Genomic DNA, 25,703 nt, shown 5'->3' with positions numbered 1-25,703 from the left:
TGCTTAGGAGAAGATCATGGGTTTGTTCGATAAACTAAAATCTCTGGTTTCTGATGATAAGAAAGACACCGGAACTATTGAGATTGTTGCCCCGCTCTCTGGCGAGATCGTCAACATCGAAGACGTGCCGGATGTAGTTTTTGCTGAAAAAATCGTTGGTGATGGCATCGCTATCAAACCAACCGGTAACAAAATGGTCGCCCCTGTTGACGGTACCATCGGCAAAATCTTTGAAACCAACCATGCGTTCTCTATCGAATCCGATAGCGGCATTGAGCTGTTCGTTCACTTCGGTATCGACACCGTTGAGCTGAAAGGCGAAGGCTTCAAGCGTATTGCTGAAGAAGGTCAGCGCGTGAAAGTTGGCGATCCGGTCATCGAGTTCGATCTGCCGTTGCTGGAAGAAAAAGCCAAGTCTACCCTGACTCCGGTTGTTATCTCCAACATGGATGAAATCAAAGAACTGATCAAACTGTCCGGTAGCGTGACCGTGGGTGAAACTCCGGTTATCCGCATTAAGAAGTAATTCTTGCCGCAGTGAAGAATGGCGCCTTTGGGCGCCATTTTTTTGCCTGTACTTGCGCCGCCATCCGGCGATGGTGCGGCGTACTGCCTGATGGCGCTACGCTTATCAGGCCTACAAGGTTGCGAACATTTCAGCGCCAATCCACGGGTTACAACTGCGAGGTCACCGGGCGAAAGCACTTCTCGCGCATCAGGATCTTCATCCCATCCGGGCCACTCTCCAGCATCCTGCGTTCGGAATCGGACACTTGCAACTCGCACTGATAGCCGCCAGTGATGCCAAACATCGCCCGCGCCACGCAGATATCTTCCAGCGCGTCCAGCCCGCTCGTTTCAAAATGCCCCACGATACGTCCCTGCTGGCGAACTACCAGCCGATAACTCTTCATCGCGCCTCCCCTGCCGGCGGCAGAATTAACTCATCACAGCCACACTGCTGTGTCCAGGTCATCACTTCCAGCACGCGCTGCGCCGCATCTTTTGCCGCGGTCGTCAGTTTTTTTCCCTGCACAATACCGCTGACCAGCTCGGCGCAGAAGAGATCTCCCGTCCCTTTTAATTCCGTCGCCACCCGCGGGTGGGCAAAGACCTCCACGACCTGCGCGGTAACGACGGCAACCGTTATGGTCTCCAGAGATTCGCCCGGCGCGCTGGTGATAACCACCCATTTCAGCGTATCGGAAAGCAGCGATTGCGCCGCCGCCACCGCCTCTTCCAGCGTGCGACACGGTTTACCACTCAGCATCTCCAGCTCAAATACGTTCGGCGTTAGCCCCTGCGCCTGCGGCAACAAATGTGTGCGATAAGCCTGCGGAATTTCCGCCTGCACATACATTCCACTGTCGGTATCGCCAATGACCGGATCAACAAGAATACACACATCCGGATGCGAAGCCCGGATCGCCATTAGCCACTTCGAAAGCAAGACAATTTGGTCTGCGCTGCCCATGTAACCGGTGGTAATCGCTTTTAATTCACGTAGCGCATCGCGCTCATTCAACGCCGTAAGGTAGCCTGCAAACCACTCGGCGGGAATAATGCCGCCATAAAACGTTTTATAGTGCGGCGTATTGCTGAACAGCACCGTCGGGACAGCCGCCACGCGTAATCCCTGCGCTTTAATGGCCGGAACAGCGATGCTGTTGCCTACGCTGCCGTACACGACCTGTGACTGGACGGCGACGATATCGGTCTGTAACGCCCGATGGTTGTCGTCGAAGAGCACTGACTGAATATCACTCTCTTGTCCCATAAAATTTTCCTCTCGCTGGACAGCAGGCTACCGCCTCATTATCATTGTCATATGCTAAAATTCATTTTGTCATAGGTCAATAATGATCGACGGAAAAACCGCTAACGAAATTTTTGACAGTATCCGTCAACACATTATCGCCGGCACGTTACGGGCGGAGGATTCGCTCCCGCCGGTACGGGAGCTGGCAAGCGAATTAAAGGTGAACCGCAATACCGTCGCAGCGGCGTATAAACGGCTGATAACGGCGGGACTGGCGCAAAGTTTAGGCCGCAATGGGACGGTGATTAAAGGCAGTCCGTCTCCCGTAGCGCTGGAAGGCGGCGATCCACATACGCCTCTGCACGACCTTTCCGGCGGCAATCCCGATCCGCAGCGTCTGCCTGACCTTAGCCGTTATTTTGCCCGTCTCAGCCGCACGCCGCATCTCTACGGCGATGCGCCCGTTTCCCCTGAACTACACGCCTGGGCGGCGCGCTGGCTACGGGATGCCACCCCCGTCGCAGGCGAAATTGATATCACCAGCGGAGCTATCGACGCTATCGAAAGACTGCTTTGCGCGCATCTGCTGCCGGGCGACAGCGTCGCGGTGGAAGATCCCTGTTTTTTAAGCAGTATCAATATGCTGCGCTATGCCGGTTTTAGCGCCAGCCCGGTCAGCGTAGATAGCGAAGGAATGCAGCCTGAAAAGCTGGAGCAGGCGCTAAACCAGGGCGCGCGGGCAGTAATCTTAACGCCGCGCGCACACAACCCTACCGGCTGTAGCCTGAGCGCTCGCCGTGCCGCTGCGCTGCAAAATATACTGGCGCGTTACCCTCAGGTAGTGGTCATTATCGACGATCACTTCGCCCTGCTTTCTTCGTCGCCCTGGCAGCCGGTTATTGCGCAGACAACGCAACACTGGGCGGTGATACGCTCCGTTTCCAAAGCCCTCGGCCCCGATTTACGTCTTGCTATTGTCGCCAGCGACAGCGCGACCTCGGCAAAACTTCGGCTGCGGCTAAATGCCGGTAGTCAGTGGGTCAGCCATCTGTTACAGGATCTGGTCTACGCCTGCCTGACCGACCCTGAGTATCAGCACAGGCTGACGCAAACGCGGCTGTTTTACGCCACCCGGCAACAAAAACTGGCCTGCGCTCTACAGCAATATGGCATCGCCATTTCTCCCGGCGACGGCGTGAATGCCTGGCTCCCGCTGGACACCCATAGCCAGGCTACCGCGTTTACGCTGGCAAAATCCGGCTGGCTGGTACGTGAGGGAGAAGCCTTTGGCGTAAGCGCGCCGTCTCACGGTCTACGTATCACGCTGTCGACATTAAATGACGGCGAGATCAACACGCTGGCGGCTGATATCCATCAGGCGCTAAATCGCTAACAGGAGAAAATAACGTGCGAGTTCATTTTGTTGTCCATGAGTCGTTTGAATCCGCTGGCGCTTATCTGAAATGGGCTGAAGATCGCGGTTATACCATTTCATGGTCGCGCGTCTATGCCGGAGAAGCGCTACCGCCCAATGCCGATGAGTTCGATATGCTCGTGGTATTTGGCGGTCCGCAGTCGCCGCGCACCACCCGCGAAGAGTGCCCGTACTTTGACTCTCGCGCCGAACAGCACTTAATTAATCAGGCGATTACGGCCCGGCGAATGGTTATCGGCATTTGTCTTGGTTCGCAGCTCATTGGCGAGGCGCTGGGCGCCGCTGTGTGCCAAAGTCCGGAAAAAGAGATTGGCCACTACCCTATTACGCTCACTGAAGCCGGTCTGCGGCATCCGCTTATCGCCCACTTTGGCTCTCCGTTGACCGTCGGCCACTGGCACAACGATATGCCAGGACTCACCGATCAGGCGACCGTGCTGGCCGAAAGTGCCGGCTGTCCACGTCAGATAGTGCAGTACGGCAATTTTGTCTACGGCTTCCAGTGTCATATGGAATTTACCGTCGAGGCGGTTGAAGGATTAATCCAACATTCGCAGCAGGAGCTGGCCGACGCGCAAGGGAAGCGTTTTATCCGCTCGGTTGCCGAAATGCGCGCATGGGATTACCAGCAGATGAATGAAAAGCTGTGGCGTTTTCTGGATGAACTCACGCTGGCGCACTCACAGAAATAACCCCACCAGGAGTGCAACTTATTACCCGGCTAACGGTCTGAGGTGCAGTGATTCTCGCATGAAAAAGGATTTTACCATGAAGAAAATTGTCTGCGCCGTCGTTGCGCTCCTGCTGACCCTACCCGCCTGGGCGAAGCTAAACGCCCACGAAGAAGCGCGCATTAACGCCATGCTTAATGCGCTGGCGCAGAAAAAGGATCTGACATTCGTTCGTAACGGTGATGCGCATAACTGCGAGGAAGCCGTATCGCACCTGCGCTTAAAACTGGGTAACACGCGCAATCGTATCGACACCGCCGAACAGTTTATCGATAAAGTCGCGTCGTCGTCGTCCATCACCGGAAAACCCTATATCGTTAAAATTCCTGGTAAAAGCGATGAAAACGCGCAGCCTTATTTACATGCGCTTATTGCGGAAACGGATAAAACGCTATAACACACGGGTGCCATACGACGATGGCACCTCGTTTAAATCCCCGCCCCCTGGCTGAAATGCTCTTCACCAAACACGCCGGTAGACAAGTAACGGTCGCCGCGATCGCAGATGATCGCCACCACTATCGCACCGGGCGTGGCTCGTGCGACGCGTAACGCACCCGCTACCGCGCCGCCGGAACTCACGCCGCAGAAAATCCCTTCACGCACCGCCAGTTCACGCATGGTGTTTTCGGCATCATTCTGATGAATATCCAGCACCTCATCCACCAGCGAAGCGTTAAATATGCCCGGCATATATTCCGCAGGCCAGCGGCGAATTCCCGGAATACTGCTGCCCTCTTCCGGCTGCAGGCCAACGATAGTGACCGGCTTTTCCTGCTCGCGCAGAAAACGCGACACGCCGGTAATGGTGCCGGTCGTGCCCATGCTGGAGACAAAATGCGTTACCCGCCCCTGCGTTTGCCGCCAGATTTCCGGGCCGGTGGTCGTGTAGTGGGCGTAGGGATTATCAGGATTATTAAACTGATCGAGCAGTTTACCTTCTCTGCGCTCAGACATAGCGAGCGCTAAATCGCGCGCCCCTTCCATTCCCTGCTCTTTAGTGACCAGAATCAGCTCCGCGCCATATGCCCGCATTGCCGCCCGACGCTCCTGGCTCATGTTGTCTGGCATCAACAGCTTCATGCGATAACCTTTCAGCGCGGCGATCATCGCCAGCGCAATGCCAGTGTTGCCGCTGGTCGCTTCAATCAGGACATCGCCCGGTTTAATTTCCCCGCGCTTTTCCGCCTCGACAATCATCGATAGCGCCGCGCGATCTTTCACCGATCCTGCTGGATTATTGCCTTCCAGCTTGACCCAGATTTCACTGCCGTTATCCGGCGCCAGACGTTGTAATTTGACCAGTGGCGTATTGCCGATGGTTTGTTCTAATGTATTCACGTTTTCAGCTCAATAAAAATGCCGGGTGGCGCTGTGCTTACCCGGCCTACAAAATCACGATATACGCTGTAGGCCCGGTAAGCGAAGCGCCACCGGGCGATAACTATGCAAATTAACCTATCAGGCAGACTCCGCAAGAGCAAGCGCCTCATGGGGCTCAATACGCTGGTCGCCATGATAGAGACGTGCGTTCTGTAAGCCGACAAACAAACGCTCGCCGCGCTGCGGGACGTCGTCACCCGACATCACCACCGTCAGCGGATCGTGATACCACCCCAGCGGCTGCACCACTAGCTGTGTATAATGACCTTTCGGGCTGGCCTCAATGACCTGTACTGGTAGCGGAGAATCCAGGCTGGTGCGGCGGCTAATATCCACCTCCCACGGACGCAGGAACAGATCGACCGGCCCCTGGTACGCGGGCGTATAACCCAGCGGCCAGCGATGCGCGCCAACGTGAAACTGCCCGCCGCGGACGGTGCCTGTCAGGCGGTTCACCTCGCCCATAAACTCCAGTACGAAGCGGGTTGCCGGTTCACGCCACACCCGATCCGGCGCATCAGCCTGTTCGATATTGCCCTGACTCATCACCACCACCCGATCCGCCACTTCCGTCGCTTCTTCCTGATCGTGGGTGACAAAGACGCTGGTGAATTTCAGTTCTTCATGTAGCTGGCGCAACCAGCGACGTAACTCTTTACGTACCTGGGCATCCAGCGCGCCAAAGGGTTCATCCAGCAGTAGAATTTGCGGTTCCACGGCAAGCGCGCGCGCCAGCGCCACGCGCTGTTTTTGTCCGCCGGAAAGCTGGGCGGGGAAGCGATCCGCGAGGTGCGCCAGTTGCACCATCTCCAGTAATTGCATCACTTTCGTTTTAATCGCCGCCGCAGTTGGACGGTCGCGTCGCGGCAGCACCGTCAGGCCAAAAGCAATGTTGTCAAACACCGTCATATGGCGAAACAGCGCATAGTGCTGAAACACAAAACCGACTTTACGCTCACGCGCGTGCAGGCGGCTAACGTCCGTACCGTGGAAACGAATATGGCCGCTGGACTGATGCTCCAGCCCGGCAATAATGCGCAGCAGCGTCGTTTTGCCGGAACCTGACGGCCCCAACAAGGCAACCATCTGGCCGGAAGGAATATCCAGCGAGATATCATTCAGTACCTGAGTGCGACCAAACGATTTCTTAATTCTGGCGATCTCAATGCTCATGATTTTCCTCCTGTTGCGCGCGTTTTTCCTGATTCTCCAGACGCCATTGCAACATGCTCTTCAAAAACAGGGTAATAATCGCCATTAGCGTCAACAATGCGGCGGCGGTAAAGGAGCCGACGGTGTTGTAGTCCTGCTCCAGTAATTCAATCTGTAACGGTAGCGATAACGTTTCGCCGCGAATCGAGCCGGACACCACCGACACCGCGCCAAACTCGCCAATCGCGCGGGCGTTGGTTAACACCACGCCGTAAAGTAGCGCCCAGCGAATATTCGGCAACGTCACGCGGCGAAACATTTGCCAGCCGGATGCGCCCAGTAAAATCGCCGCCTCATCTTCCTGACTGCCCTGGCTGAGCATCACTGGCACCAGTTCGCGCACCACAAACGGACAGGTGACAAAAATAGTGACCAGTACCATCCCCGGCCAGGAGAACATCATTTGCAAATTATGCTCATCCAGCCAGCCGCCCAACGGGCCGTTGGAGCCATAAAACAGCAGATAAACCAGACCGGCCACCACCGGCGAGACGGCGAAGGGAATATCCAGCAGGGTCAGCAGTAGCTGACGTCCGGGGAAGTTAAAGCGCGTCACCAGCCACGCCAGCAGAATACCGAACACCAGATTCACCGGCACTGCGATCAAGGCAATCAACACCGTCAGCCAGATGGCGTGCAGCATGTCCGGATCGGCCAGATTTTGCAGTACCGGCATTAACCCTTTGCTGAACGCCTGCACGAAGATGTAAATCATCGGCACCAGCAGGATAAACGCCGAAACCAGCATCCCGACGCCAATCAAAAACCATTTTCCCCAGTTAATGCGGGGGACGTCGTATCGCTTCAATTGAGTCACTTCCGCCATTAATGACCTACCACACGTCGACCAAAGCGACTTTGCAAAGTATTGATAGAGAACAGCAGCAGCAAGGATGCCGCAAGGATCACCGAGGCAATGGCGCTGGCGGCGGGGTAATCAAACTCCTGCAAACGCACAAAAATCATCAGCGAGGTCACTTCTGTTTTCCAGGCGATATTGCCGGCGATAAAAATCACCGCGCCAAACTCGCCCAGGCTACGGGTAAAAGAGAGCGCCACGCCGGCAATCAGCGCAGGCGACAGCTCAGGCAGCACGACTTTGCGAAAACTTTGCAGGCGGGTGGCCCCCAGCGTTTGTGCCGCTTCTTCATATTCCGGCCCCAGCTCTTCCAGTACCGGCTGGACGGTTCGTACCACAAATGGAATGCTGGTAAAGGCCATCGCTACCGCAATACCGAGCCAGGTATAGGTCACTTTGATATCAAACTGCGCAAGAAACTGACCGTAGAAACCGTTCACTGAGAACAGCGAGGCCAGCGTTAACCCCGCCACCGCTGTCGGCAGCGCAAACGGCAGATCCATCAGCGCATCCAGTAACGTGCGCCCTGGAAAACGGTAGCGGGTTAAAATCCACGCCATCAGCAGGCCAAACACGCCGTTAAAAATCGACGCCACAAATGCCGCCAGCAGCGTCACTTTATAAGCAGCCACCACCTGTGGGTTGGTCACGACATCCCAGTATTGCGACCAGCTCATCTGTGAGAGCTGCATCACCAGCGCGCTCAACGGCAACAGCAGGATCAGGCAGACAAACAGCAAACTGGTGCCGAGGCTTAACGTAAAGCCGGGCAGCACGCGTCGGGAAGAAACGGCAAGCATTACTTACGCCCCGCCGCCAACAGTTTGTCCAGCTCGCCGCCGCTGGCAAAGTGCGTTTTCATCACTTCCGGCCACGTGCCAAACTTGTCTTCCACGCGGAACAGTTCGGTCTGCGGGAATTTATCTGCTTGCTTGCCCATGATTTCCGGGTTATTCACGCGGTAGTAGTAATGGGTAATGATGGTCTGCGCCTGCGGGCTATACAGCCAGTTCAGGTAAGCTTTGGCGGCTTTTTCTGTGCCGTTGGCCTGCACGTTTTTATCCACCCAGGCAACCGGGAATTCAGCAAGAATGTTCGTTTTCGGGATCACCACTTCAAATCCCTGGGCTTCATATTGTTTGCGGATGTTGTTCACTTCCGATTCAAAACTAATCAGCACATCGCCCAGACCACGCTCGGCAAAGGTAGTCGTAGCGCCGCGACCGCCGGTATCAAACACTTCGACGTTTTTCAGGAACTGGGTCATAAACTGTTCGGTTTTGGCTTTATCGCCGCCGTCCGCGTTATCCGCTGCGCCCCATGCCGCCAGATACGTGTAACGGGCGTTGCCGGAGGTTTTCGGGTTAGGGAAAATCAGCTTCACGTCGGAACGTACAAGATCGCTCCAGTCGTGAATATTTTTAGGGTTCCCCTTGCGCACCAGGAAGCCCATCGTGGAATAGAATGGCGAACTGTTGTTCGGCAGACGGCTTTGCCAGTCGGCAGGGATCAGTTTACCTTTATCATGAAGAATCTGTACGTCGGTCACCTGATTGTAGGTCACGACGTCTGCCTTCAGTCCCTGCAAAATCGCCAGCGCCTGTTTTGATGACCCGGCATGAGACTGCTTAATCGTCAGCTTATCGCCGCCGTTATCCTTCGCCCATTGTTGCTCAAACGGCGGGTTAAGGGCGGCAAACAGCTCGCGGGAGACATCGTATGAGCTGTTCAGCAGCTCCGTTGCCTGCGCCTGCCCTGCCAGTAACAGCATTGCTGCCAGCGTCAGGGGTCTCTTTTTCAGTAAGTTAACGGCCATTGCGCACCCTTATAAATTTAATGACTTTCTTATGGCCATCATATTTATAACCAGCGCTAAAGGAGTAACGGTTTTATATACCGTTTGATGATTTGAAAGTTGAAAAGGGAATAAGAGAATCCCTCCCCACGCGGCGCGGGGAGGAGACCGGCATCAATCAGACGCCTACGCTTACGCTTTCAGGCAGGGTACTGCCGCCATCAATGACGTTTTGCGTTCCGGTAAGATAGCTGGACTCATCGGAAGCCAGAAATGCCGCCAGTTCCCCTACTTCCAGCGGATCGGCAAGACGGCGTAGCGGAATGGCTTTTGCCATTTCCGTTAATACCGATTCCGGATCGTCAGGGTTAGACTGACGGGCAATGCTTTCCGCCATCGGCGTTCTTACATAACCGGGGCAAATGGCATTCACACGAATACCGGACTGCGCATACTCTACCGCCAGCGATTTGGTTAAACCAACAATGGCGGCTTTTGACAGCGCATAGGCCGTTTCACCCGGGTCCGCCACCATATCTCCCGTGACGGAAGACATCATCACAATGCGGCCATCTTTACGTTTGATCATCTCCGGCAGGACGGCTTTGGTGACGTTCCAGACACCTTTAATATTAATATCAATGTGGAAATCGCGATCTTCTTCACTCATATCGAGGAAGTTGCCCAGACGGCACACGCCAGCGTTATTCACCAAAATATCAATTCTACCTTCAGTCTCTTTGGCGCGCGCAACCGCCGCCTGCACCGAAGCAAAATCTCTGACGTCAGCCTTAACGGCAGTGCAGCGATGCCCGCGCCCGCCCAGCTCATCCGCCAGCTTTTCAATCTCATCGGAGATATCCAGCAAGATTAAGTTCGCGCCGTGGCGTGCGAATACGCGAGCGATCCCTTCGCCAATGCCCTGCGATGCGCCCGTAATCAATGCTGTCTTGCCCGTGAGTTTACCCATTTTCAATGTCTCCTTTTGAATATGGAGTCTTACACTCCATTAACACTGAAAATACAGTAATAACAAATAAGTGCTGAGGAATAGCTCACTAATTCAGGTAAATATTAGGTAAAAAAATCCCCGCGGAGGCGGGGATGGGCATTTTTATGCTGTTCTGCCTGATGGCGCTGCGCTTATCAGGCCTACCAATCGTAGGTCGAATAAAGCGTTTGCGCTGCCATCCGACAGGGTTTTACCTTATAGCGCTAACAGGCGATCCAGCGACGGCGCAAAATAGTAGCCGCCAGTCACCGGTTTGGTGAAGCGCAGCATTGCGTCGCGTTTACCGTCGGTATCGCCGAACATACTCAGAAGCTGCTGTTCGATATTGTGCAGGCGTGCGCAGTAAGCGCAGAAATAGAGACCATGAGTACCGCTGGCGGTGCCGTATGGCAGGCTCTGACGCACAATCTTCAGCCCTTTGCCATCTTCTTTGAGATCCACGCGGCTCAGGTGAGACGTTGCCGGACGCGCATCGCCGTCAATCTCTTCATTGGCTTCTTTGGTACGCCCGATCATCATCTCCTGATCGTGAATACTCATCCGGTTAAGTTGCTTGAGATTGTGTTCCCAACGCTGCACGAACACATAACTGCCGCCGGCATCCACGCCATCTTTGATCACCGCCACTTCACGACGCGTCTCTTCGCCTGCCGGATTCTCTGTCCCGTCGACAAAGCCGCTCAGATCGCGTTCTTCCACCCAACGGAAGCCGTGAACTTCTTCTTTCACGTCGATACAGTCGCCGAAGGCTTCCATCGCCGCCTGGGCAACAGAAAAATTCACATCGTGGCGCAGAGAAAGGATATGGATCAGCACGTCATACTGCGTGGCCGGCGCCAGCCCTTTACCATAAGGAATAAAATCTTTCAGTTCTTCCGCCCCGACGCCGCCGCTCAGGGCGCGCCAGGTGTTGTGGCCAAACGCCACAACGGCCCCAAGATGGGCGTCCGGAAATTTGACTTCGAAGGTCGCCAGTTTATCGGCAAATGTTCTGCTGGCCGCGCGCAGGGCGTCCAGGTCGCCTTTCACATTGGCTTCAATCCAAATTGCCGCACGGCAATGTTCCGGCAAAATGCCACTTTGAACCTGAGACATGATTCCTCCTGAAAATGAGAATGCCACGCAGTCGTGGCATTAATGGAGGCTATTTTACCTTGTTTTTAAGCGAAGCGGTTTGTTCAGGCGCAAATTAACGACGCCAGATAATTTTGCGCACGTCCCAGTTTTTTAAGACGTCATCAGGAGGCATTAAGCCTTCCGGTCCGCTCCACTCGCCGGAGAAAACATAGCTAATATGCTGACTTCCCTCAGCTTTACATTCGACGCTGGTATGGCTATCGCTGGAAACCGGCTCGCAGTGACCAAACGCTTTGCTGTAAAGGTCGCTAAACGGCGTACCGATTTTGCCCCCCGCGGCGGTTGGGATATCGCTGTCCAGCACATCAATACGGCTCACGGTTCCCTGCTCGCCGTTGATCACCATCGCGACATTGTCGCCCTTCATCGCTTCGAAAAAGCGCACCACGTTGCCGTTATCGGTTTTCATACCGCTACGCAGGCGATAATCGCCATCTAATGCCTCTGCAATAGCCGGCTCTTCCAGCGGCGTGGCGGCGGTCAGCGCTCCCACGCCTTGCTCAGTGACTTCTGTCGAGGAACCAAACCAGTTCCATGGATTTGCGGCAGACCAGTTGACCGAGGAGAGCGTTGAGCAGCCGGTCAGCGCCAGCGGCAGTGCGAGTAAAGTCAAACGCAGCGATTTCATCTCACTTCCTTTCTTTTATTAATTAACGTTGGTTGGAGTGCGGGTTCGCCAAAAAGTGCCGTTATTCTTTCTCAAGGGAAAAACAGGCACGCAAACGTTGATTGGTTAACAGCCAGATCAGCGCGACGATGTCCGCCAGCAGCAGCGCCAGCCCGACGCCGTTGACCGGGTCGCCACCCAGCCACATCACCGGCAGCCAGCACAACGACACCAGTTGAGCAAGGATCAGGAGTCCGCGCAGCCAGCGCCACACACCAGGAACCGCTTCACGCCGCCCGCTGAGTAAAAACGCCACTACCGCCGGAACGCCGGGCAACAGCCCCAGCCAAAAATTGTCATGGTCGGGATAAAAAAAGTTTAACAAAGTATTACCCTGTCCACGGGATGAACCGGCAATGACAAAGAGTACCCAGGCGCGCGCCTGAAGTAGCAGTACGCACCAGAACAGAAACGGCAGGCGTAAACGTCCGTGTACATCATAATCGGCTGGATGAAACTCAGTACTCTTCATCTTCAATCAGGCGTTTACCCAAACTTAGGGCGTCAGAATGCTCATACCCCAGACGTTCATACATGCCCAGCACAACATCGTTATCATCGCGCACCATAATTTGGATTTTCGGACACCCGCGGGCGATGAGTTTTTTTTCCAGCCGGTTAAGCAACGCATTCGCAATGCCGCGCCCGCGGAACTCCGGGTGAACGCCCAGGTAATACGCCGAGCCGCGATGCCCGTCATAACCGCCCATTACCGTACCGACGACTTCGCCGCTAACTTCCGCAACGAGGAACAAGCTGACATCGTGATTCACCTTGCGTTCAATATCCATTTCAGGATCGTTCCATGGACGCAGCAGGTCGCAACGCTCCCAGAGGGTAATCACCTCTTCGAAATCTTCCTGGCGAAAAACGCGTATTTCCATGGTATTCGTTGCCTTTTCGGGTGGAAAAACCAAGATTATGGCGCAAACATCTGATTCAGCCAATATCTGACGCGATGTAGCGGAAAAAATGGCATAATGGCGATGTGTCACGTATTGAAATGAAAAGTAAAACAATTCTCATCACCAACCGTCGTAACGGATTACGCGATACGATATAACATCTTGAACTTAATTTTCACAACTCAGGCCGTATGAGCACTTTTAAACTCCTAAAAACTCTCACATCGCGCCGCCAGGTACTCAAAACAGGTCTGGCGGCCCTGACGCTGTCAGGTATGTCGCACGCAATAGCCAAAGAAGAAACGCTAAAAACCAGTAATGGTCACAGCAAACCCAAAACCAAAAAAACCGGCAGTAAACGGCTGGTGATGCTCGACCCCGGACACGGCGGCATCGATACCGGCGCGATTGGCCGCAACGGTTCTCAGGAAAAACACGTCGTGCTGGCAATTGCCAAAAACGTGCGCGCTATTTTGCGAAATCACGGAATCGATGCGCGTTTAACCCGGACAGGGGATACCTTTATTCCGCTGTACGATCGGGTGGAGATCGCCCATAAGCACGGCGCGGATCTGTTTATGTCCATTCATGCCGATGGTTTTACCAACCCGAAAGCGGCGGGCGCTTCCGTTTTTGCGCTTTCCAACCGCGGGGCCAGTAGCGCCATGGCGAAGTATCTCTCCGAGCGTGAAAACCGCGCGGACGAAGTGGCGGGTAAAAAAGCCACTGACCGGGATCATCTATTACAACAAGTTTTGTTTGATCTGGTGCAAACCGATACGATTAAAAACAGTCTGACGCTGGGTTCGCATATTCTCAAGAAAATCAAACCTATACATAAATTACACAGCCGCACTACCGAACAAGCGGCTTTCGTGGTGCTAAAATCACCGTCAATTCCGTCGGTACTGGTCGAAACCTCGTTTATTACCAATCCGGAAGAAGAACGCCTGCTGGGCACGACGGCGTTTCGCCAGAAAATCGCTACGGCGATCGCCAACGGCATCATCAGTTATTTTCACTGGTTTGATAATCAGAAAGCACACACGAAGAAACGGTAATCATGAAACCCGATGCACATCACGTAAAACAGTTTCTGCTACGCCTGCAGGATGATATTTGCCAAACGTTATCCGCTGTGGATGGCGCAAACTTTGTCGAAGATAGCTGGCGACGCGAAGCGGGCGGCGGCGGACGCAGCCGGGTATTACGCAACGGCGGGATTTTCGAACAGGCGGGCGTTAATTTCTCTCACGTTCACGGCGATGCAATGCCCGCGTCCGCCACCGCACATCGGCCAGAACTGGCCGGGCGTAGTTTTGAAGCAATGGGCGTATCGCTGGTGGTGCATCCGCACAATCCGTATATTCCCACCAGCCATGCTAACGTGCGCTTTTTTATTGCCGAAAAACCGGGCGCCGATCCGGTGTGGTGGTTTGGCGGCGGGTTCGATTTAACGCCCTACTACGGCTTTGAAGAGGATGCCGTTCACTGGCACCGCACCGCCCGCGACCTGTGTCAGCCGTTTGGCGACGATGTGTATCCGCGCTATAAAAAGTGGTGCGACAACTACTTTTTCCTCAAGCATCGTAACGAGCAGCGCGGTATCGGCGGCCTGTTTTTTGACGATTTGAATACGCCGGATTTCGACTACTGCTTCGCCTTTATGCAGGCGGTCGGCAACGGCTACACCGAGGCGTATTTACCGATTGTCGAACGACGCAAAGCGATGGTCTGGGGAGCGCGCGAGCGCGATTTTCAGCTCTACCGCCGCGGGCGCTACGTGGAGTTCAATCTGGTGTGGGACAGAGGCACCCTGTTTGGTCTGCAAACCGGCGGGCGCACTGAATCTATCCTGATGTCGATGCCGCCGCTGGTGCGCTGGGAGTACGACTGGCAGCCAGAAGCGGGTAGCCCGGAAGCGGCGCTGAGCGAGTTTATTCAGGTACGCGACTGGGTGTAATTGCCTGATAGCGCTACGCTTATCAGGCAATTACACCCACAACGGCACCGCCCCGTAGGCCGGATAAGACGCAAAGCGTCGCATCCGGCACAAGAATGCCATCAAGCCCATTGCCGCATCCGTTGATGCAGCGTCAACGACGGTTTTTCGGCAAATAATTGCTGATAATCGGTGGCAAATTGCCCCAGATGCCAGAATCCCCACTGCATCGCGGCATCTTTGACCGTGGCGCTCTGCGACCACGGGCTAATCAGTTCCCGGCGTACTGCGTTTAAGCGAATACGTTTCAGCCACGCATTGGGGCCAATGCCCAAAATGGCGTGAAACGCATTTTGCAGCGTGCGACGGCTTACGTGTAGCTGGTTACATAAGTCAAGCACCGTCAGCGGCTCCGACATATTTTCCAGCACATATTCCCGCGCCCGCGACAGTAGCCTACGATATCCCTGATGGCTGATGCTCTCGGCGCTATGAATCGGCTTCGCCTCTTCCAGCATCGTGCCCATCGCCAGCAATAAATTATCACTCAAGACCTTACGCACCGCAGGTTGATGCAGGGTTTCAGGACTCTCGCTGAAGGTGGCCAGCGCCTGCTGCACAAAGCCCCACAGCGCCGCTTTATGCTGCTCTTTTACCTCCAGCGCTAACTGGTTACGCAGCATATGCAGCACCCTTTCCGGGTTATGCAAAAACGTGGCCTGACGGGAAATAACATCTTCCGAGATAACGACGCCCAGAATGGTGTAATCATCCGGCGTGCTCAGTTCAAACTCGGTGCCTCCCGGTCGGGTGGCAATCTCGGCGCTGCCGAGCCCCTGCGCGCCGATAAATCCCTGTTCGCCGCGCGTCGCCGGAATACCAAACCAGAAAGAGTTTGGCCAAACCAGACACGACTGACGCAGCGCCAGGCCGGTGTATTCACGGAACACCTGAATCTCATCAAGCAGGATTTCCGTGAACTCGCCATGAAATTTACCCGGGTGTAACTGATCGTAGATCTGCTGCCAGGCGGTGATAGTCAGAGCATGTTCATAGACATCCGTCGTCCGTCGCTGATGAACATTGTCCACCTCGACTCTGGGCGTAAGTTTAACGTCTTCGGGTAACGCTTCATGATAAAGATGGTGCAAATTCGCTGTACGGGTCTTTTTCATGATCTTCTATGCCGGACGCCCGCCAGGACGCCCGGCCCTCCGACAGATTAATTTTTGATGCGATAGCGACTACTGCGTTTACGCAACGCTCCGTCAGAAAAGAGTTGTTCCAGCACGTTTCTGGCCTGCTCCAGCGGCCAGCCAAAATGCGCGGCAACCTCTCCCGCCGTCATTCCCTGGCGTACTGATGCCAGCAGCGCCAGTAACGCTTCAGCGAACTCAGGCGTTGCGGGTACCTGGGGCGCTTTCTCAGTCGGCGTTGTCGCACGCGCAAACCCGCCAATCAGCCACTGGGTGTCCTCTTCCGGACGACCAATTTCTTTGCGGCTAATCACACGGCCTGTGCGCTGCGCGGCGGCGCTTCCGGCATCCAGCGCCGCACGACACGCCGCCAGATCGCCCTCCACCACCAGCGTTAACCTGCCAGGGTCGAGCACTTGATGACTGAGCAAACGCACGTTGGCCGCTTTCAGCATGGCATCCGCCGCATCGACGGCGGCGACCATTCCGTCCACTTCCAGTAATCCCAGGGCATTGATCATTGGCAGCCTCCGTTACGCACGCTGGACAGGGTTACGGGCGATATCCAGCACGGCGTCGGTAAAGGCGTTGCAGGCGGCTTTACACGCGGCCTGGCTTCCCGTTAAGAACGCGGCCGAATAGTTGGTTTCCGACGGCGGCGGCACGTAAGTCACCAGCTGAACGTCAGCGGCTTTCATCGCCGCGTCAATGCCGAATGTCGCTTCCAGCGGCGGCGCCACCAGATAGGCCATTGGATCGCCCAGCGCGATACCTGCGGTAGACGAGAGGTACGAGCCGGTACGCGAAACCACATGCGCCAGGAACGCGGTATTTTCCGCATCGTTCGCCCACTGGAACGCCGCGCCGTTTTCAATGCTGGCGACCATCGCATCCAGACCGGCGCGCACTTCCGCCGGGTTCGGTCCGCCCAGCATAATCAACACCTCACCGGCGGTCGGCGACGGCCCGTGAGCCGCCCCGGCATAGAGGGAGCGGCCATAGACCACTTCCACCATCGCCTGTTTGGTCGCTTCATCAGCGGCAATATAGGTCACATCATCAGAATCTGCCGTGATGAGTCCGAGGCTACGGATATGTGGCGGTAATTTAAGTTCCCGCGCAAAGCCGTCATTCACGGAGGCAATCACGCGCATGGCAGTCACTGAAGGTCGAATCAAATCTAATGCAGGCATGATGTCTCCTTAACGGGTCATGTTGATGCCGGACGCTTTCTGCTCCAGCATCCGTTTGGCCAAATCCACAATCACGGCGGCGGCTTCTACTGGCGGCGTCCCCCCCTGATGAATGTTTGAAATACAGGTTCTGTCGGCCTCGACGGTGGTCGCCACGCGCGGGGAATAGACGGCGTAGCAGGAGAGGCTTTCCGACTGCCCCAGCCCCGGACGTTCGCCCACCAGCAGGATGACGACCTTCGCGCCGAGAATTTCGCCAATCTGATCTTCAATCTTCACGCGGCCATAGCGCACAAAGAACGGCGTGCCGACGTTCAGCCCGGCCTGCTTCAGACCGGCAAGCAGCGGCGGCAGGATCTCTTCATAGTTGGCGGTGATCGCATCCGTAGAGAGGCCATCGGAGACCACTACCTGCACATCCGGGTTCATCACGCACTGTGACTTCAGCGCGTCAATGGCTTCCGGGCTCAGGCGACGCCCCATATCCGGGCGCGTCAGGTACAGGTTTTTGTCGCTGATTTCCGAACGCACCTCCAGCAGCCCTTGCGCTTTGACCCACTCTTCCGGCACTTCTTTGAGCACGGTGTCTTTCGAACGGGAGTGATCCGCCAGGAAGCGCAACAGCGCCTGGGTACGTGGACGCGGCCCGGCACGACCCGTACAGACACGTGCCGCAGTACTGCGACGCAGTTCGGTCAGCACGTCCGCACGATGCGGGTTCTCGACGCCAATCCAGGCTTTTGCCTCCGCAGAACCTAAATCCAGCGCGCAGCTTTCGGCCACCGTCGGCACGGCGCACTGCGGCTTTGCGCCTTCCTGCGTTGACGGCGCGGCGGGTTGCGGTACGTCCTGTCCCATTGACGCCATCACGCTACGTACAATTTCTTCAATCTGTTTTTGATCCATGGTGTTATCCCCGCGTCATCAGAAGAACAGTGACGGATCGCCCGCCCGTTTGGTCAGACGACCGTTTGCCATAATGCCCATCGTTTCCAGCCAGCGTTCAAACTCCGGCGACGGCCGTAAATTCAGCAACTGACGGACGGTGGCGGTATCGTGGAAAGCGGTGGTCTGGTAGTTGAGCATGATGTCGTCGCCGAGCGGCATCCCCATGATGTAGTTACAGCCGGCAGTGGCGAGCAGAATCATCAGGTTTTCGTTAAGGTTCTGGTCGGCGTCGGCATGGTTGGTATAGCAGCAGTCGCAGCCCATCGAGATGCCGCTCAGCTTGCCCATAAAGTGATCTTCGAGACCGGCACGGATAATCTGCCTGTCGTTGTAGAGATACTCCGGCCCGATAAAGCCCACGACGGTGTTCACCAGGAACGGATCGTAGTGGCGCGCCAGCCCGTAGTTACGCGCTTCCATCGTCACCTGGTCGGCACCAAAGTTCGCGCCAGCCGACAGCGCCGAGCCCTGTCCGGTTTCAAAGTACAGACAGTTTTCCCCGGCGATGCGGTTGAACTCCGCCCCCACAGCCCGCGCTTCGTCGAGCATCGCCAGCTCGACGCCGAACTCTTTTAAGCCCTTCTCGCTGCCGCAAATGCTCTGGAAAATCAGTCCGCCCGGCGCGCCGCGCCGAATCGCTTCAATCTGGGTGGTGACGTGCGCCAGCACGCAGCCCTGGGTCGGAATATTGAATTTATCGATAACGCCGTAAACGGTGTCGAGCACGCGGGTCAGGTTCTCCACGTCATCGGTCACCGGGTTAACGCCGATCACCGCATCGCCCGCGCCGAAAGAAAGCCCTTCGTAGATTTGCGCGGCGATACTCTGCACATCATCACGGGTATCGTTCGGCTGCAAACGGCAGCTAAAGGTGCCCGGAATACCGATGGTGGTATTGGCTTTTTTGATCACCGGCATTTTCTTGCCGCCGTAGATCAGGTCGGCGTTGGAGCAGATTTTCGCTACTGCCGCCACCACTTCGGAGGTCAGGCCTTTGCGGGTAAATGCGATGTCGTCCACGGAGGTTTCATCGCTCAGCACGTATTCACGCAGTTCGCTGATGCTCCAGTTTTTAATCCGGTTATAGGCCGTTTCGTTGACGTCGTCCTGAATCAGGCGCGTCACGCAGTCCTCTTCATAGGCAATCACCGGATTGTTGCGGATATCCGCCACCGTCATTTCCGATAGTACCTGTTTTGCCGCTACGCGCTCCTGCGAACTTGCCGCGGCAACCCCGGCCAGCACATCCCCCGAACGCAGTTCGTTGGCTTTAGCCAGTACCTCTTTTACATCCTTAAACTGATAAACATTGCCGAACAATGTGGTCTTTAGTTTCATAAGTCGTTCCCTCAGGAAGGAAATGCGAGTGATTTCACCGTCACCGGCACAACCGATCCGCCAAAAAGAGGCGTACCAATGTCGATATAGTCTCCCGCCCGCACGACCACCTCATCGATGACCGCCAGCGGAAGTTGCGGTAACTGTGGGCGCAATAACATGCCCAGCGCTTTACCAAAATCCTGCTCGGCCACCACCAGCAGGGGATGCGGATTGGGATAACGCGCGACAAAAGCCGTCAGCGCGTTGATGACCGTGAGTAATGCGGCGTAACGCACCGGGAGCGTGGCGGGAAGCGCCAGCACGTAAGCGTCGGTTTGCGGGTCGAGATCAAGCTGGAGAAGCGCCTGCCGCCAGGCGTTCACCAGATCGGCGTCATCCTGCGGGATCGCCACCGGCAGGTTGCGCAGCGGCAGTTGGACGTCTTCCAGCCAGATAGTACTGCCGGAAAGCGAGAGCGTATGGGCCCCCGCGCCAATCACCGTGGCGCGCACGGTTTGCGCCGGAAACTGCACGTTCATCTCGCGCAGACGCGGGTGCTCATGTAACGCGGTCGCCAGCAGCGGCCCGATATCAGAAAAGCAGAACGGATCGGCAGGTTGGTTGCGGTAGCATTCACCTACCCCACCGGAAAGAGTGATCACCTCCGGCGTAATATCGGCGGGCAGCAGCCCGGTTTGCATCAGCGATTGCGCCAGCGGCGAAAGCGCGCCGGTGATAACCTCGACGATGAGATCCGCCATCCGCCGCGCCACCTGCCCCAACTGTGCGGCAGCTAAGGCGCGAGCATCAGTACCCGAACCGAACACCTCATCGATAATCATCTGCCCCGGCTGGTGGGCATAAACCACGCGCCCCTGAGCGTCGGTTTCCAGCAGGCGACCACCGACGTTAAGGCAGGCGGTGCCGCTGACTTTTCCCGCGTCAAACAGCGCGTAGTTAGACGTGCCGCCGCCGATATCAATATTCAGCACCCGGCACATCCGCTGCTCAGACAGGCTTTGCGCTCCGGCGCCGTGCCCGGCAATGACTGATTCCAGATGCGGCCCGGCGCTGGCGACCACAAAGTCGCCCAGCGACTGCGAGAGCGCCATGACCGCCGGACGGGCGTTGCGGGTTTTGGCGCTTTCGCCGGTAATAATGATAGCCCCGGAGTCCACCGATTCAGGCGCGATGCCTGCGGCCTGATACTGGGCCAGAATCAGCGCTTTAAGTTCGGCCTCTTTCAGACCGCCCTGCTTATCCACGGGCGTAAAGAAGACCGGGCTTTGCCAGCTAATGTCGCGTTTGATGAATTCGTAGCGCGGCACCTGCGACACCGCCGCACGGTTAACCAACTCTAGGCGCGAGAAGATCACCTGCGTGGTGGTGGTGCCGATATCGATACCGACGCTCAGTAGCTGGCGAGTGTTCACGATTGCGCCTCCGCTTCGGTTTTCACCTGGGCGGCGTCATCTTTCGGCACCAGCATCATCGCCACGCCAATCGCCGTCACACCGCCGATCAGCTTGCCGACAATCATCGGGAAGATCATGGCGTTCATGTTGGCAGCGGCGAAGCCTAAATGGTCGCCCAGCGCGAACGCCGCAGAGACGGCAAATGCGCAGTTAATCACTTTGCCGCGGGTATCCATCTGCTTCATCATGCCGAACATGGGGATATTGTTCGCCAGGGTCGCTACCATGCCTGCCGCCGCAATATTATTTACGTTCAGCAGTTTACCGACATTCATCAACGGTTTTTCAAACCAGCGGGTCAGTAACAGCACCATCGGATACGCGCCGAGCAGCACGCAGGAGATAGAGCCGATCACTTCAATGGCGCGCATCACTTCGCCGGGTTTGTCGCCTGGCGCCATAAAGATCGGGTCGAGCCCCGGAATCAACTCCCAGCCCAACAGGAATTTAACCACCGCAGCCGCCAGACCGATGGTGATCAGCGCCACCAGAAATTTGGCGAAAATCTGGAAACCGTTGATCATTTTTTCCGGGATGAACTTCAGCCCCAGCGCTACCAGCACCGCGACAATCAATACCGGGATCATGTTCATCAGGATCAGCGCGAAGGTAAACTCCACTGGCTGACCATTGATCTGCACGCCTGAGTACATGGCGATCAGTCCCCCCGCAATGCAGCCAATGGGAATGGTGACAATACCCGCCAGTACGCCAAGCGCCAGGTAGCGGCGGTCAGACGGTTCGATAATGCCGAGCGCCACCGGAATGGAGAACACAATGGTCGGCCCCATCATCGACCCAAGTATTAATCCTGAGTATAGCCACGCCGCGATATCACCGCCGGCCAGCTCTTTGGCGAGGAAGAACCCGCCCATATCACAAGCCAGTAGCGTACCCGCGAACATGGATGGGTTCGCGCCCAGCATTTCGTATACCGGGATAATAACCGGCCCCAGTACATGCGCCAGCACCGGCGCCAGCGCGGTCATACCGACCATCGCCAGTCCCAGCGCGCCCATCGCCATAAAGCCCTCTTCAAACTGGCCGCCAGACCCCTCGATACTCTTGCCGAATTTACCGAGGAAGCGCGCCGACCCGCCGAACTGCGACAGGATTCTGTCCACGGCGGCAATCAGCATAAAGAACATCATGATGTACATGATGATTTCGTTAATTCCCATAGCCCTTACTCCCTGCCATTTATGATTTGTAGGCCGGATAAGACGTTTACGTCGCCTCCGGCATTAACGCCGTGTTATTGCCGAATGACGGTGCGAGCACCTTATCCGGCCTACAGGCATTACCCGGCAGCCGCGTACAGGTCGATAATCTGTGCCTGTGTGGCGGTGCGTGGGTTACTGCGCAGACAAATATCCTCCAGCGCGGCTTGCGCCCACGCGCTGTAGTGTTCGGGTTTGGCGCCAGCGTCAGCCAGCCGTTTGCTCTGCCCCACTTCGGCAATCAGCTCGCTCACCGCCGCAATCGCATCGCGATCGTCCGATTTCTTATTGGTTAGCGCCCGACCGATTTGACTGAAGCGTTCGCGGCATACCATCCGGTTAAAGCCCATGACCGTTGGCAGCAGCATAGCGTTGGCCTGGCCGTGCGGAATATGCAGCGCCGCCCCTGGCTGGTGCGCCATCGCATGACACAGCCCCAGACCGGCGCTGGAAAAGGCCATTCCCGCCATACAGGAGGCCAGTAACATATTTTCACGCGCCGCCAGATCGTGGCCGTAACCCACGGCTTTCGGCAGCGATTTGCCAATCATCGCTATCGCGCCAATCGCCAGGCTGTCGGTAAACGGCGTGGCGTTGAGCGCGCTGTAGGCCTCAATCGCATGCGTCAACGCATCGATACCGGTCATCGCCGTCACGTTTGGCGGAACGCCTTCGGTCACGGCAGCATCAAGAATCGCCACATCCGGCATTAGTGACGCGTGTGCCAGCACCTGCTTGCGCCCGCTGACCGCGTCGATAATCACCGTCACGTTGGTGGTTTCAGAACCGGTTCCGGCGGTGGTCGGCACCGCAATCAGCGGCAGACGCGGGCGTAATGTACTGCGCTCGGTCATGGCGCTCAGCGTCTGGTCAGGGTTAGTCACCAGCAGGGCGACCGCTTTCGCCGCGTCCAGCACCGAACCGCCGCCAAAGGCCACTACGCCGTCGCACGCCGCCTCACGCAGTTGCGCCACCGCCGCGCAGACATCGGTGATGCACGGCTCGCCTGGCGGACACGGCCAGACCGTCATCGCCACGCCCTTCATCGCCAGGCTACGTGCCAGCGGCGCGGTCATTCCCGCCTGATGCAGGAAGCTGTCGACCATCACAAACAGATGGCTTACGCCTCGCGCTTGCGCTTCCTGTCCACAGGCGCCGAGCGCCCCAAGTCCGCACAGCGTGACCGGCGGTACGCTGAACGTTTTCACCCGTTGCAGATTCAGGGTGTCGAATGCCTGAAACAGCGCCGTCTGTAGTTCAGCTTGCATAGAGTCCCTCCGCTTTCGCTCTCCCGCTGTTGGCTATCGCCAGCGGGGTCATAAACAGGCTGTGCTGCGGCAAATGCACCTGTAACTCCGGGAAACGCTGGCGAAATAACGCCTCCACGCCCGGCTGCATACAGGAACCGCCCGCCAGCCATAAATCAGCAATTCCTTGCCCTTCAATGTGGCGAGCAACGATCTCCGCCATTTTTTCGTACACCGGCTTCACTACCGGCCAAATCTCCTGCGCATTGCTGCGCTTGTACTGTTCCGCCTCTTCCAGGGGAATACGGCGGTTGCCCGCCAGCGTCAGGGAGATATGGTGCCCGCCAGTGGCTTCATCGGCGGAGTAAGTCACCTTGCCCTGTTTGACGATGGCAATGCCGGTAGTACCGCCGCCAATATCCACCACGCCTGCATTATCAAGCGCCAGCAGATCCGCCACCGCCGTCGGCTCATCCAGTACGTGGCTGACTTCTAACCCGGCAGACTCCAGCACGTTGATCGAAATACGCGGGTCGGTGCCCGGTGGGAACGAGGTCGCCGCGTGGGTAAAGCGGCAGCCGAGCTGCTGTTCAAGGGTGTCGAGATGGCGGCGCACGAGGGTGACGGCGCCGAAGAAATCCCAGACGATGCCGTCACGCACAACGTCGGCCCAGTCAAGGCACACCGCCACCGGCTGGGCGTTGCCGTCGACCACCATCGACACCACGTCGCAGGTGCCCAAATCGACGCCCAGCCACAGCGGCGCGTCGCTGGCGGCGGGCGTCTGGTTACACAGGGCCGCCGCTTTTTGCAGTCTTGGGGTGAGCCAGAGTTGTTCGTCGTGCGCCATGAGTCATCCCTTATACAATGCGAAACGCATCCACCAGCACGCATCGACGCAGCCGCACAAAGGTACGCGCGCTGGTCACGCCTTCGCCGGTTGGCGTGGTGATAGTCATGGTGGTCCAGCCTTCTCCGCCCAATCCAAGCCCGGCAATGCACGGCCCGTTTTTGACGAAAATGCTGGTGTCGATGGCGTTCGCCATCTGGTTCATGTTGTCGATATTGCGCGAGTGCATCGCCGCCGTATGGTGGCAACCGCCTTCAAGTTGTACCGCCAGGGCGATGGCTTCTTCGACGTTGGCGACCCGTACCACCGGCAGTACCGGCATCATCATTTCAGTGACAGCAAACGGATGGTTAGCTGGCGTTTCCACAAACAGCAGGCGCGTTTGATCCGGGACGTTCAGGCCGATGGCTGCGGCGATCTTGCCCGCGTCACGACCGACCCAGTCACGGCTGACGGTGCCTTTACCGCGTTCATCGATATTCTTCAGCAGCACCGGCTGGAGCTGTTCGGCCTGAGCGGCGGTCAGTTTCACCGCGTGCTGACCTTCCATCAGACGCATCAGCTCGTCGGCGACGCTATCCACCACAATCAGCACTTTTTCGTCGGCGCAGATGATGTTGTTATCAAACGACGCGCCTTTGACGATGGATTGTGCAGCGCGCGGCAGGTCGGCGGTCTCATCCACCACCACCGGGGGATTGCCGGCACCAGCGGCGATCAGGCGTTTATTAGTATGTTTACGCGCCGCGTCCACCACCGCTTCGCCGCCAGTCACCACCAGCAGGCCAATACCGGGGTACTTGAACAGCCGCTGGGCAGTTTCGATATCCGGGTTCGCCACGGTGACCAGCAAATTTTCCGGGCCACCGACGGCGACCACCGCCTGATTGAGGAGGGTGATTGCCCGCTGAGAGACCTTTTTCGCCGCCGGATGCGGGGCAAACACGACACTGTTGCCTGCGGCAATCAGGCTGATGGCGTTATTGATCACCGTCGCCGCCGGATTGGTGGACGGCGTGACCGAGGCCACCACGCCCCACGGCGCATTTTCAATCAATGTCAGGCCGTTATCGCCGGTCAGCACCTGCGGAGATAAACACTCGACGCCCGGCGTGCCGCGCGCCTGCGCCACGTTTTTAGCAAATTTATCGTCAACGCGTCCCATGCCGGTTTCGCTGACGGCAAGTTCCGCTAATTCTCGGGCGTGTTTTTCGCCCGCTTCGCGAATGGCATGAATGGCAAGCTGGCGCATCGCCACGCTCTTCAGCCCCTGCTGGGCCCGTTTTGCTGCCGCCACTGCGTCATCCAGGGAGGCAAAAACGCCCATCTCATGAACAGTGCTGGCCGGCTGGCTGCTGTCTTTCATTTTCAGCAGTACCGCTTTCACCACCTGTTCAATATCCTGTTGATTCATGAT

General features: G+C 56.7%; 28 protein-coding genes. 6 read left to right on the top strand and 22 right to left on the bottom strand.

The annotated features are described in order from the left end of the window. The first annotated feature begins 16 nt into the window (after nt 1-16). Nucleotides 17-526 carry a PTS glucose transporter subunit IIA gene (gene crr, locus ACLD3P_RS14100; protein WP_000522253.1) on the top strand — a complete coding sequence of 170 codons (510 nt, stop codon included), beginning with the start codon at nt 17-19 and terminating at the stop codon, nt 524-526. 148 nt (nt 527-674) lie between these two features. Here the strand turns inward: crr and ACLD3P_RS14095 are convergent, their stop codons facing one another. Continuing rightward, nucleotides 675-914, bottom strand: a complete 240-nt coding sequence (locus tag ACLD3P_RS14095; protein ID WP_000844541.1) for a hypothetical protein — start codon at nt 912-914, stop codon at nt 675-677. Further along, a complete protein-coding gene (pdxK, locus tag ACLD3P_RS14090) occupies nt 911-1,777 on the bottom strand; it encodes a pyridoxine/pyridoxal/pyridoxamine kinase (protein WP_000529601.1) in 867 nt (288 codons plus the stop codon). Before pdxK ends, ACLD3P_RS14095 begins: the two co-directional genes overlap by 4 nt. 82 nt (nt 1,778-1,859) lie before the next feature. Between pdxK and ptsJ the strand changes: the two genes are divergently transcribed. From ptsJ to ACLD3P_RS14075, 3 genes are read left to right on the top strand one after another with little or no spacing between them, the layout of a single operon-like run. Next, nucleotides 1,860-3,152: a transcriptional regulator PtsJ gene (ptsJ, locus tag ACLD3P_RS14085; protein ID WP_131046780.1), complete on the top strand. Its 1,293-nt coding sequence runs from the start codon at nt 1,860-1,862 to the stop codon at nt 3,150-3,152. Between the two features lie 14 nt (nt 3,153-3,166). Next, nucleotides 3,167-3,886: a GMP synthase gene (locus ACLD3P_RS14080; protein WP_001263750.1), complete on the top strand. Its 720-nt coding sequence runs from the start codon at nt 3,167-3,169 to the stop codon at nt 3,884-3,886. 58 nt (nt 3,887-3,944) lie between these two features. After that, a complete protein-coding gene (locus tag ACLD3P_RS14075; protein WP_000710731.1) occupies nt 3,945-4,322 on the top strand; it encodes a YfeK family protein in 378 nt (125 codons plus the stop codon). 32 nt (nt 4,323-4,354) lie between these two features. Here the strand turns inward: ACLD3P_RS14075 and cysM are convergent, their stop codons facing one another. The 10 genes from cysM to ACLD3P_RS14025 form a co-directional block, all read right to left on the bottom strand. Further along, a complete protein-coding gene (gene cysM / locus ACLD3P_RS14070) occupies nt 4,355-5,266 on the bottom strand; it encodes a cysteine synthase CysM (RefSeq protein WP_001093877.1) in 912 nt (303 codons plus the stop codon). A 120-nt stretch (nt 5,267-5,386) separates the two neighbouring features. Next, entirely contained in the window at nt 5,387-6,481 is a 1,095-nt protein-coding gene (gene cysA, locus ACLD3P_RS14065; RefSeq protein ID WP_131046781.1) for a sulfate/thiosulfate ABC transporter ATP-binding protein CysA, read from the bottom strand. Beyond that, nucleotides 6,471-7,346, bottom strand: a complete 876-nt coding sequence (gene cysW, locus ACLD3P_RS14060; RefSeq protein WP_000852705.1) for a sulfate/thiosulfate ABC transporter permease CysW — start codon at nt 7,344-7,346, stop codon at nt 6,471-6,473. Before cysW ends, cysA begins: the two co-directional genes overlap by 11 nt. After that, nucleotides 7,346-8,179: a sulfate/thiosulfate ABC transporter permease CysT gene (gene cysT, locus ACLD3P_RS14055; protein WP_000881746.1), complete on the bottom strand. Its 834-nt coding sequence runs from the start codon at nt 8,177-8,179 to the stop codon at nt 7,346-7,348. The genes cysW and cysT overlap by 1 nt, the downstream gene beginning before the upstream one ends. After that, on the bottom strand, nt 8,179-9,195 hold the full coding sequence (cysP, locus tag ACLD3P_RS14050; RefSeq protein WP_000290274.1) for a thiosulfate/sulfate ABC transporter substrate-binding protein CysP: 1,017 nt from the start codon (nt 9,193-9,195) through the stop codon (nt 8,179-8,181). The genes cysT and cysP overlap by 1 nt, the downstream gene beginning before the upstream one ends. 157 nt (nt 9,196-9,352) lie before the next feature. Continuing rightward, entirely contained in the window at nt 9,353-10,144 is a 792-nt protein-coding gene (gene ucpA, locus ACLD3P_RS14045; protein WP_000517460.1) for an SDR family oxidoreductase UcpA, read from the bottom strand. A gap of 237 nt (nt 10,145-10,381) precedes the next feature. Next, complete coding sequence (locus ACLD3P_RS14040) at nt 10,382-11,281, bottom strand: Dyp-type peroxidase (protein ID WP_316987797.1); 900 nt, start codon at nt 11,279-11,281, stop codon at nt 10,382-10,384. 94 nt (nt 11,282-11,375) lie between these two features. Continuing rightward, a complete protein-coding gene (locus ACLD3P_RS14035) occupies nt 11,376-11,951 on the bottom strand; it encodes an RpoE-regulated lipoprotein (protein ID WP_000838968.1) in 576 nt (191 codons plus the stop codon). Nucleotides 11,952-12,012: 61 nt separating this feature from the next. Then, a complete protein-coding gene (locus ACLD3P_RS14030; RefSeq protein ID WP_000842940.1) occupies nt 12,013-12,462 on the bottom strand; it encodes a DUF2919 domain-containing protein in 450 nt (149 codons plus the stop codon). Continuing rightward, nucleotides 12,449-12,874, bottom strand: a complete 426-nt coding sequence (locus ACLD3P_RS14025) for a GNAT family acetyltransferase (RefSeq protein ID WP_000406008.1) — start codon at nt 12,872-12,874, stop codon at nt 12,449-12,451. Before ACLD3P_RS14025 ends, ACLD3P_RS14030 begins: the two co-directional genes overlap by 14 nt. Nucleotides 12,875-13,086: 212 nt before the next feature. On the opposite strand from ACLD3P_RS14025, the gene amiA reads away from it, so the two are divergent. Together amiA and hemF are read left to right on the top strand one after the other, a co-directional pair. Continuing rightward, nucleotides 13,087-13,956 carry an N-acetylmuramoyl-L-alanine amidase AmiA gene (amiA, locus tag ACLD3P_RS14020; protein ID WP_000102880.1) on the top strand — a complete coding sequence of 290 codons (870 nt, stop codon included), beginning with the start codon at nt 13,087-13,089 and terminating at the stop codon, nt 13,954-13,956. A gap of 2 nt (nt 13,957-13,958) precedes the next feature. Beyond that, a complete protein-coding gene (gene hemF, locus ACLD3P_RS14015) occupies nt 13,959-14,858 on the top strand; it encodes an oxygen-dependent coproporphyrinogen oxidase (RefSeq protein ID WP_411006380.1) in 900 nt (299 codons plus the stop codon). Between the two features lie 101 nt (nt 14,859-14,959). On the opposite strand, the gene eutR is transcribed toward hemF, so the two are convergent. From eutR to ACLD3P_RS13965, 10 genes are all read right to left on the bottom strand, one after another. Further along, on the bottom strand, nt 14,960-16,012 hold the full coding sequence (eutR, locus tag ACLD3P_RS14010) for an HTH-type transcriptional regulator EutR (protein ID WP_000753665.1): 1,053 nt from the start codon (nt 16,010-16,012) through the stop codon (nt 14,960-14,962). 47 nt (nt 16,013-16,059) lie between these two features. Continuing rightward, complete coding sequence (gene eutK / locus ACLD3P_RS14005; protein ID WP_000606266.1) at nt 16,060-16,554, bottom strand: ethanolamine utilization microcompartment protein EutK; 495 nt, start codon at nt 16,552-16,554, stop codon at nt 16,060-16,062. A gap of 12 nt (nt 16,555-16,566) precedes the next feature. Continuing rightward, nucleotides 16,567-17,226: an ethanolamine utilization microcompartment protein EutL gene (gene eutL / locus ACLD3P_RS14000; RefSeq protein ID WP_001111054.1), complete on the bottom strand. Its 660-nt coding sequence runs from the start codon at nt 17,224-17,226 to the stop codon at nt 16,567-16,569. Between the two features lie 9 nt (nt 17,227-17,235). Beyond that, nucleotides 17,236-18,132 carry an ethanolamine ammonia-lyase subunit EutC gene (gene eutC, locus ACLD3P_RS13995; protein WP_000372336.1) on the bottom strand — a complete coding sequence of 299 codons (897 nt, stop codon included), beginning with the start codon at nt 18,130-18,132 and terminating at the stop codon, nt 17,236-17,238. An 18-nt stretch (nt 18,133-18,150) separates the two neighbouring features. Beyond that, nucleotides 18,151-19,512, bottom strand: coding sequence for an ethanolamine ammonia-lyase subunit alpha (eutB, locus tag ACLD3P_RS13990; protein WP_000769990.1), 1,362 nt, complete (start codon nt 19,510-19,512; stop codon nt 18,151-18,153). 11 nt (nt 19,513-19,523) lie between these two features. Beyond that, nucleotides 19,524-20,927 carry an ethanolamine ammonia-lyase reactivating factor EutA gene (eutA, locus tag ACLD3P_RS13985; protein ID WP_001097518.1) on the bottom strand — a complete coding sequence of 468 codons (1,404 nt, stop codon included), beginning with the start codon at nt 20,925-20,927 and terminating at the stop codon, nt 19,524-19,526. Further along, nucleotides 20,924-22,150, bottom strand: a complete 1,227-nt coding sequence (gene eutH, locus ACLD3P_RS13980) for an ethanolamine utilization protein EutH (protein WP_000512356.1) — start codon at nt 22,148-22,150, stop codon at nt 20,924-20,926. The genes eutA and eutH overlap by 4 nt, the downstream gene beginning before the upstream one ends. A 119-nt stretch (nt 22,151-22,269) precedes the next feature. After that, nucleotides 22,270-23,457, bottom strand: coding sequence for an ethanolamine utilization ethanol dehydrogenase EutG (eutG, locus tag ACLD3P_RS13975; protein WP_001147505.1), 1,188 nt, complete (start codon nt 23,455-23,457; stop codon nt 22,270-22,272). Continuing rightward, nucleotides 23,447-24,286, bottom strand: coding sequence for an ethanolamine utilization protein EutJ (gene eutJ / locus ACLD3P_RS13970; protein WP_023219835.1), 840 nt, complete (start codon nt 24,284-24,286; stop codon nt 23,447-23,449). The genes eutG and eutJ overlap by 11 nt, the downstream gene beginning before the upstream one ends. Before the next feature lie 10 nt (nt 24,287-24,296). Further along, nucleotides 24,297-25,700, bottom strand: coding sequence for an aldehyde dehydrogenase family protein (locus tag ACLD3P_RS13965; protein ID WP_023206509.1), 1,404 nt, complete (start codon nt 25,698-25,700; stop codon nt 24,297-24,299). Nucleotides 25,701-25,703 lie beyond the last annotated feature (3 nt).

The organism is Salmonella sp. 741265073_HBA (assembly GCF_046569105.1).
Classification (GTDB): domain Bacteria; phylum Pseudomonadota; class Gammaproteobacteria; order Enterobacterales; family Enterobacteriaceae; genus Salmonella; species Salmonella enterica.
This window is presented reverse-complemented; position numbering and strand designations above follow the sequence as displayed.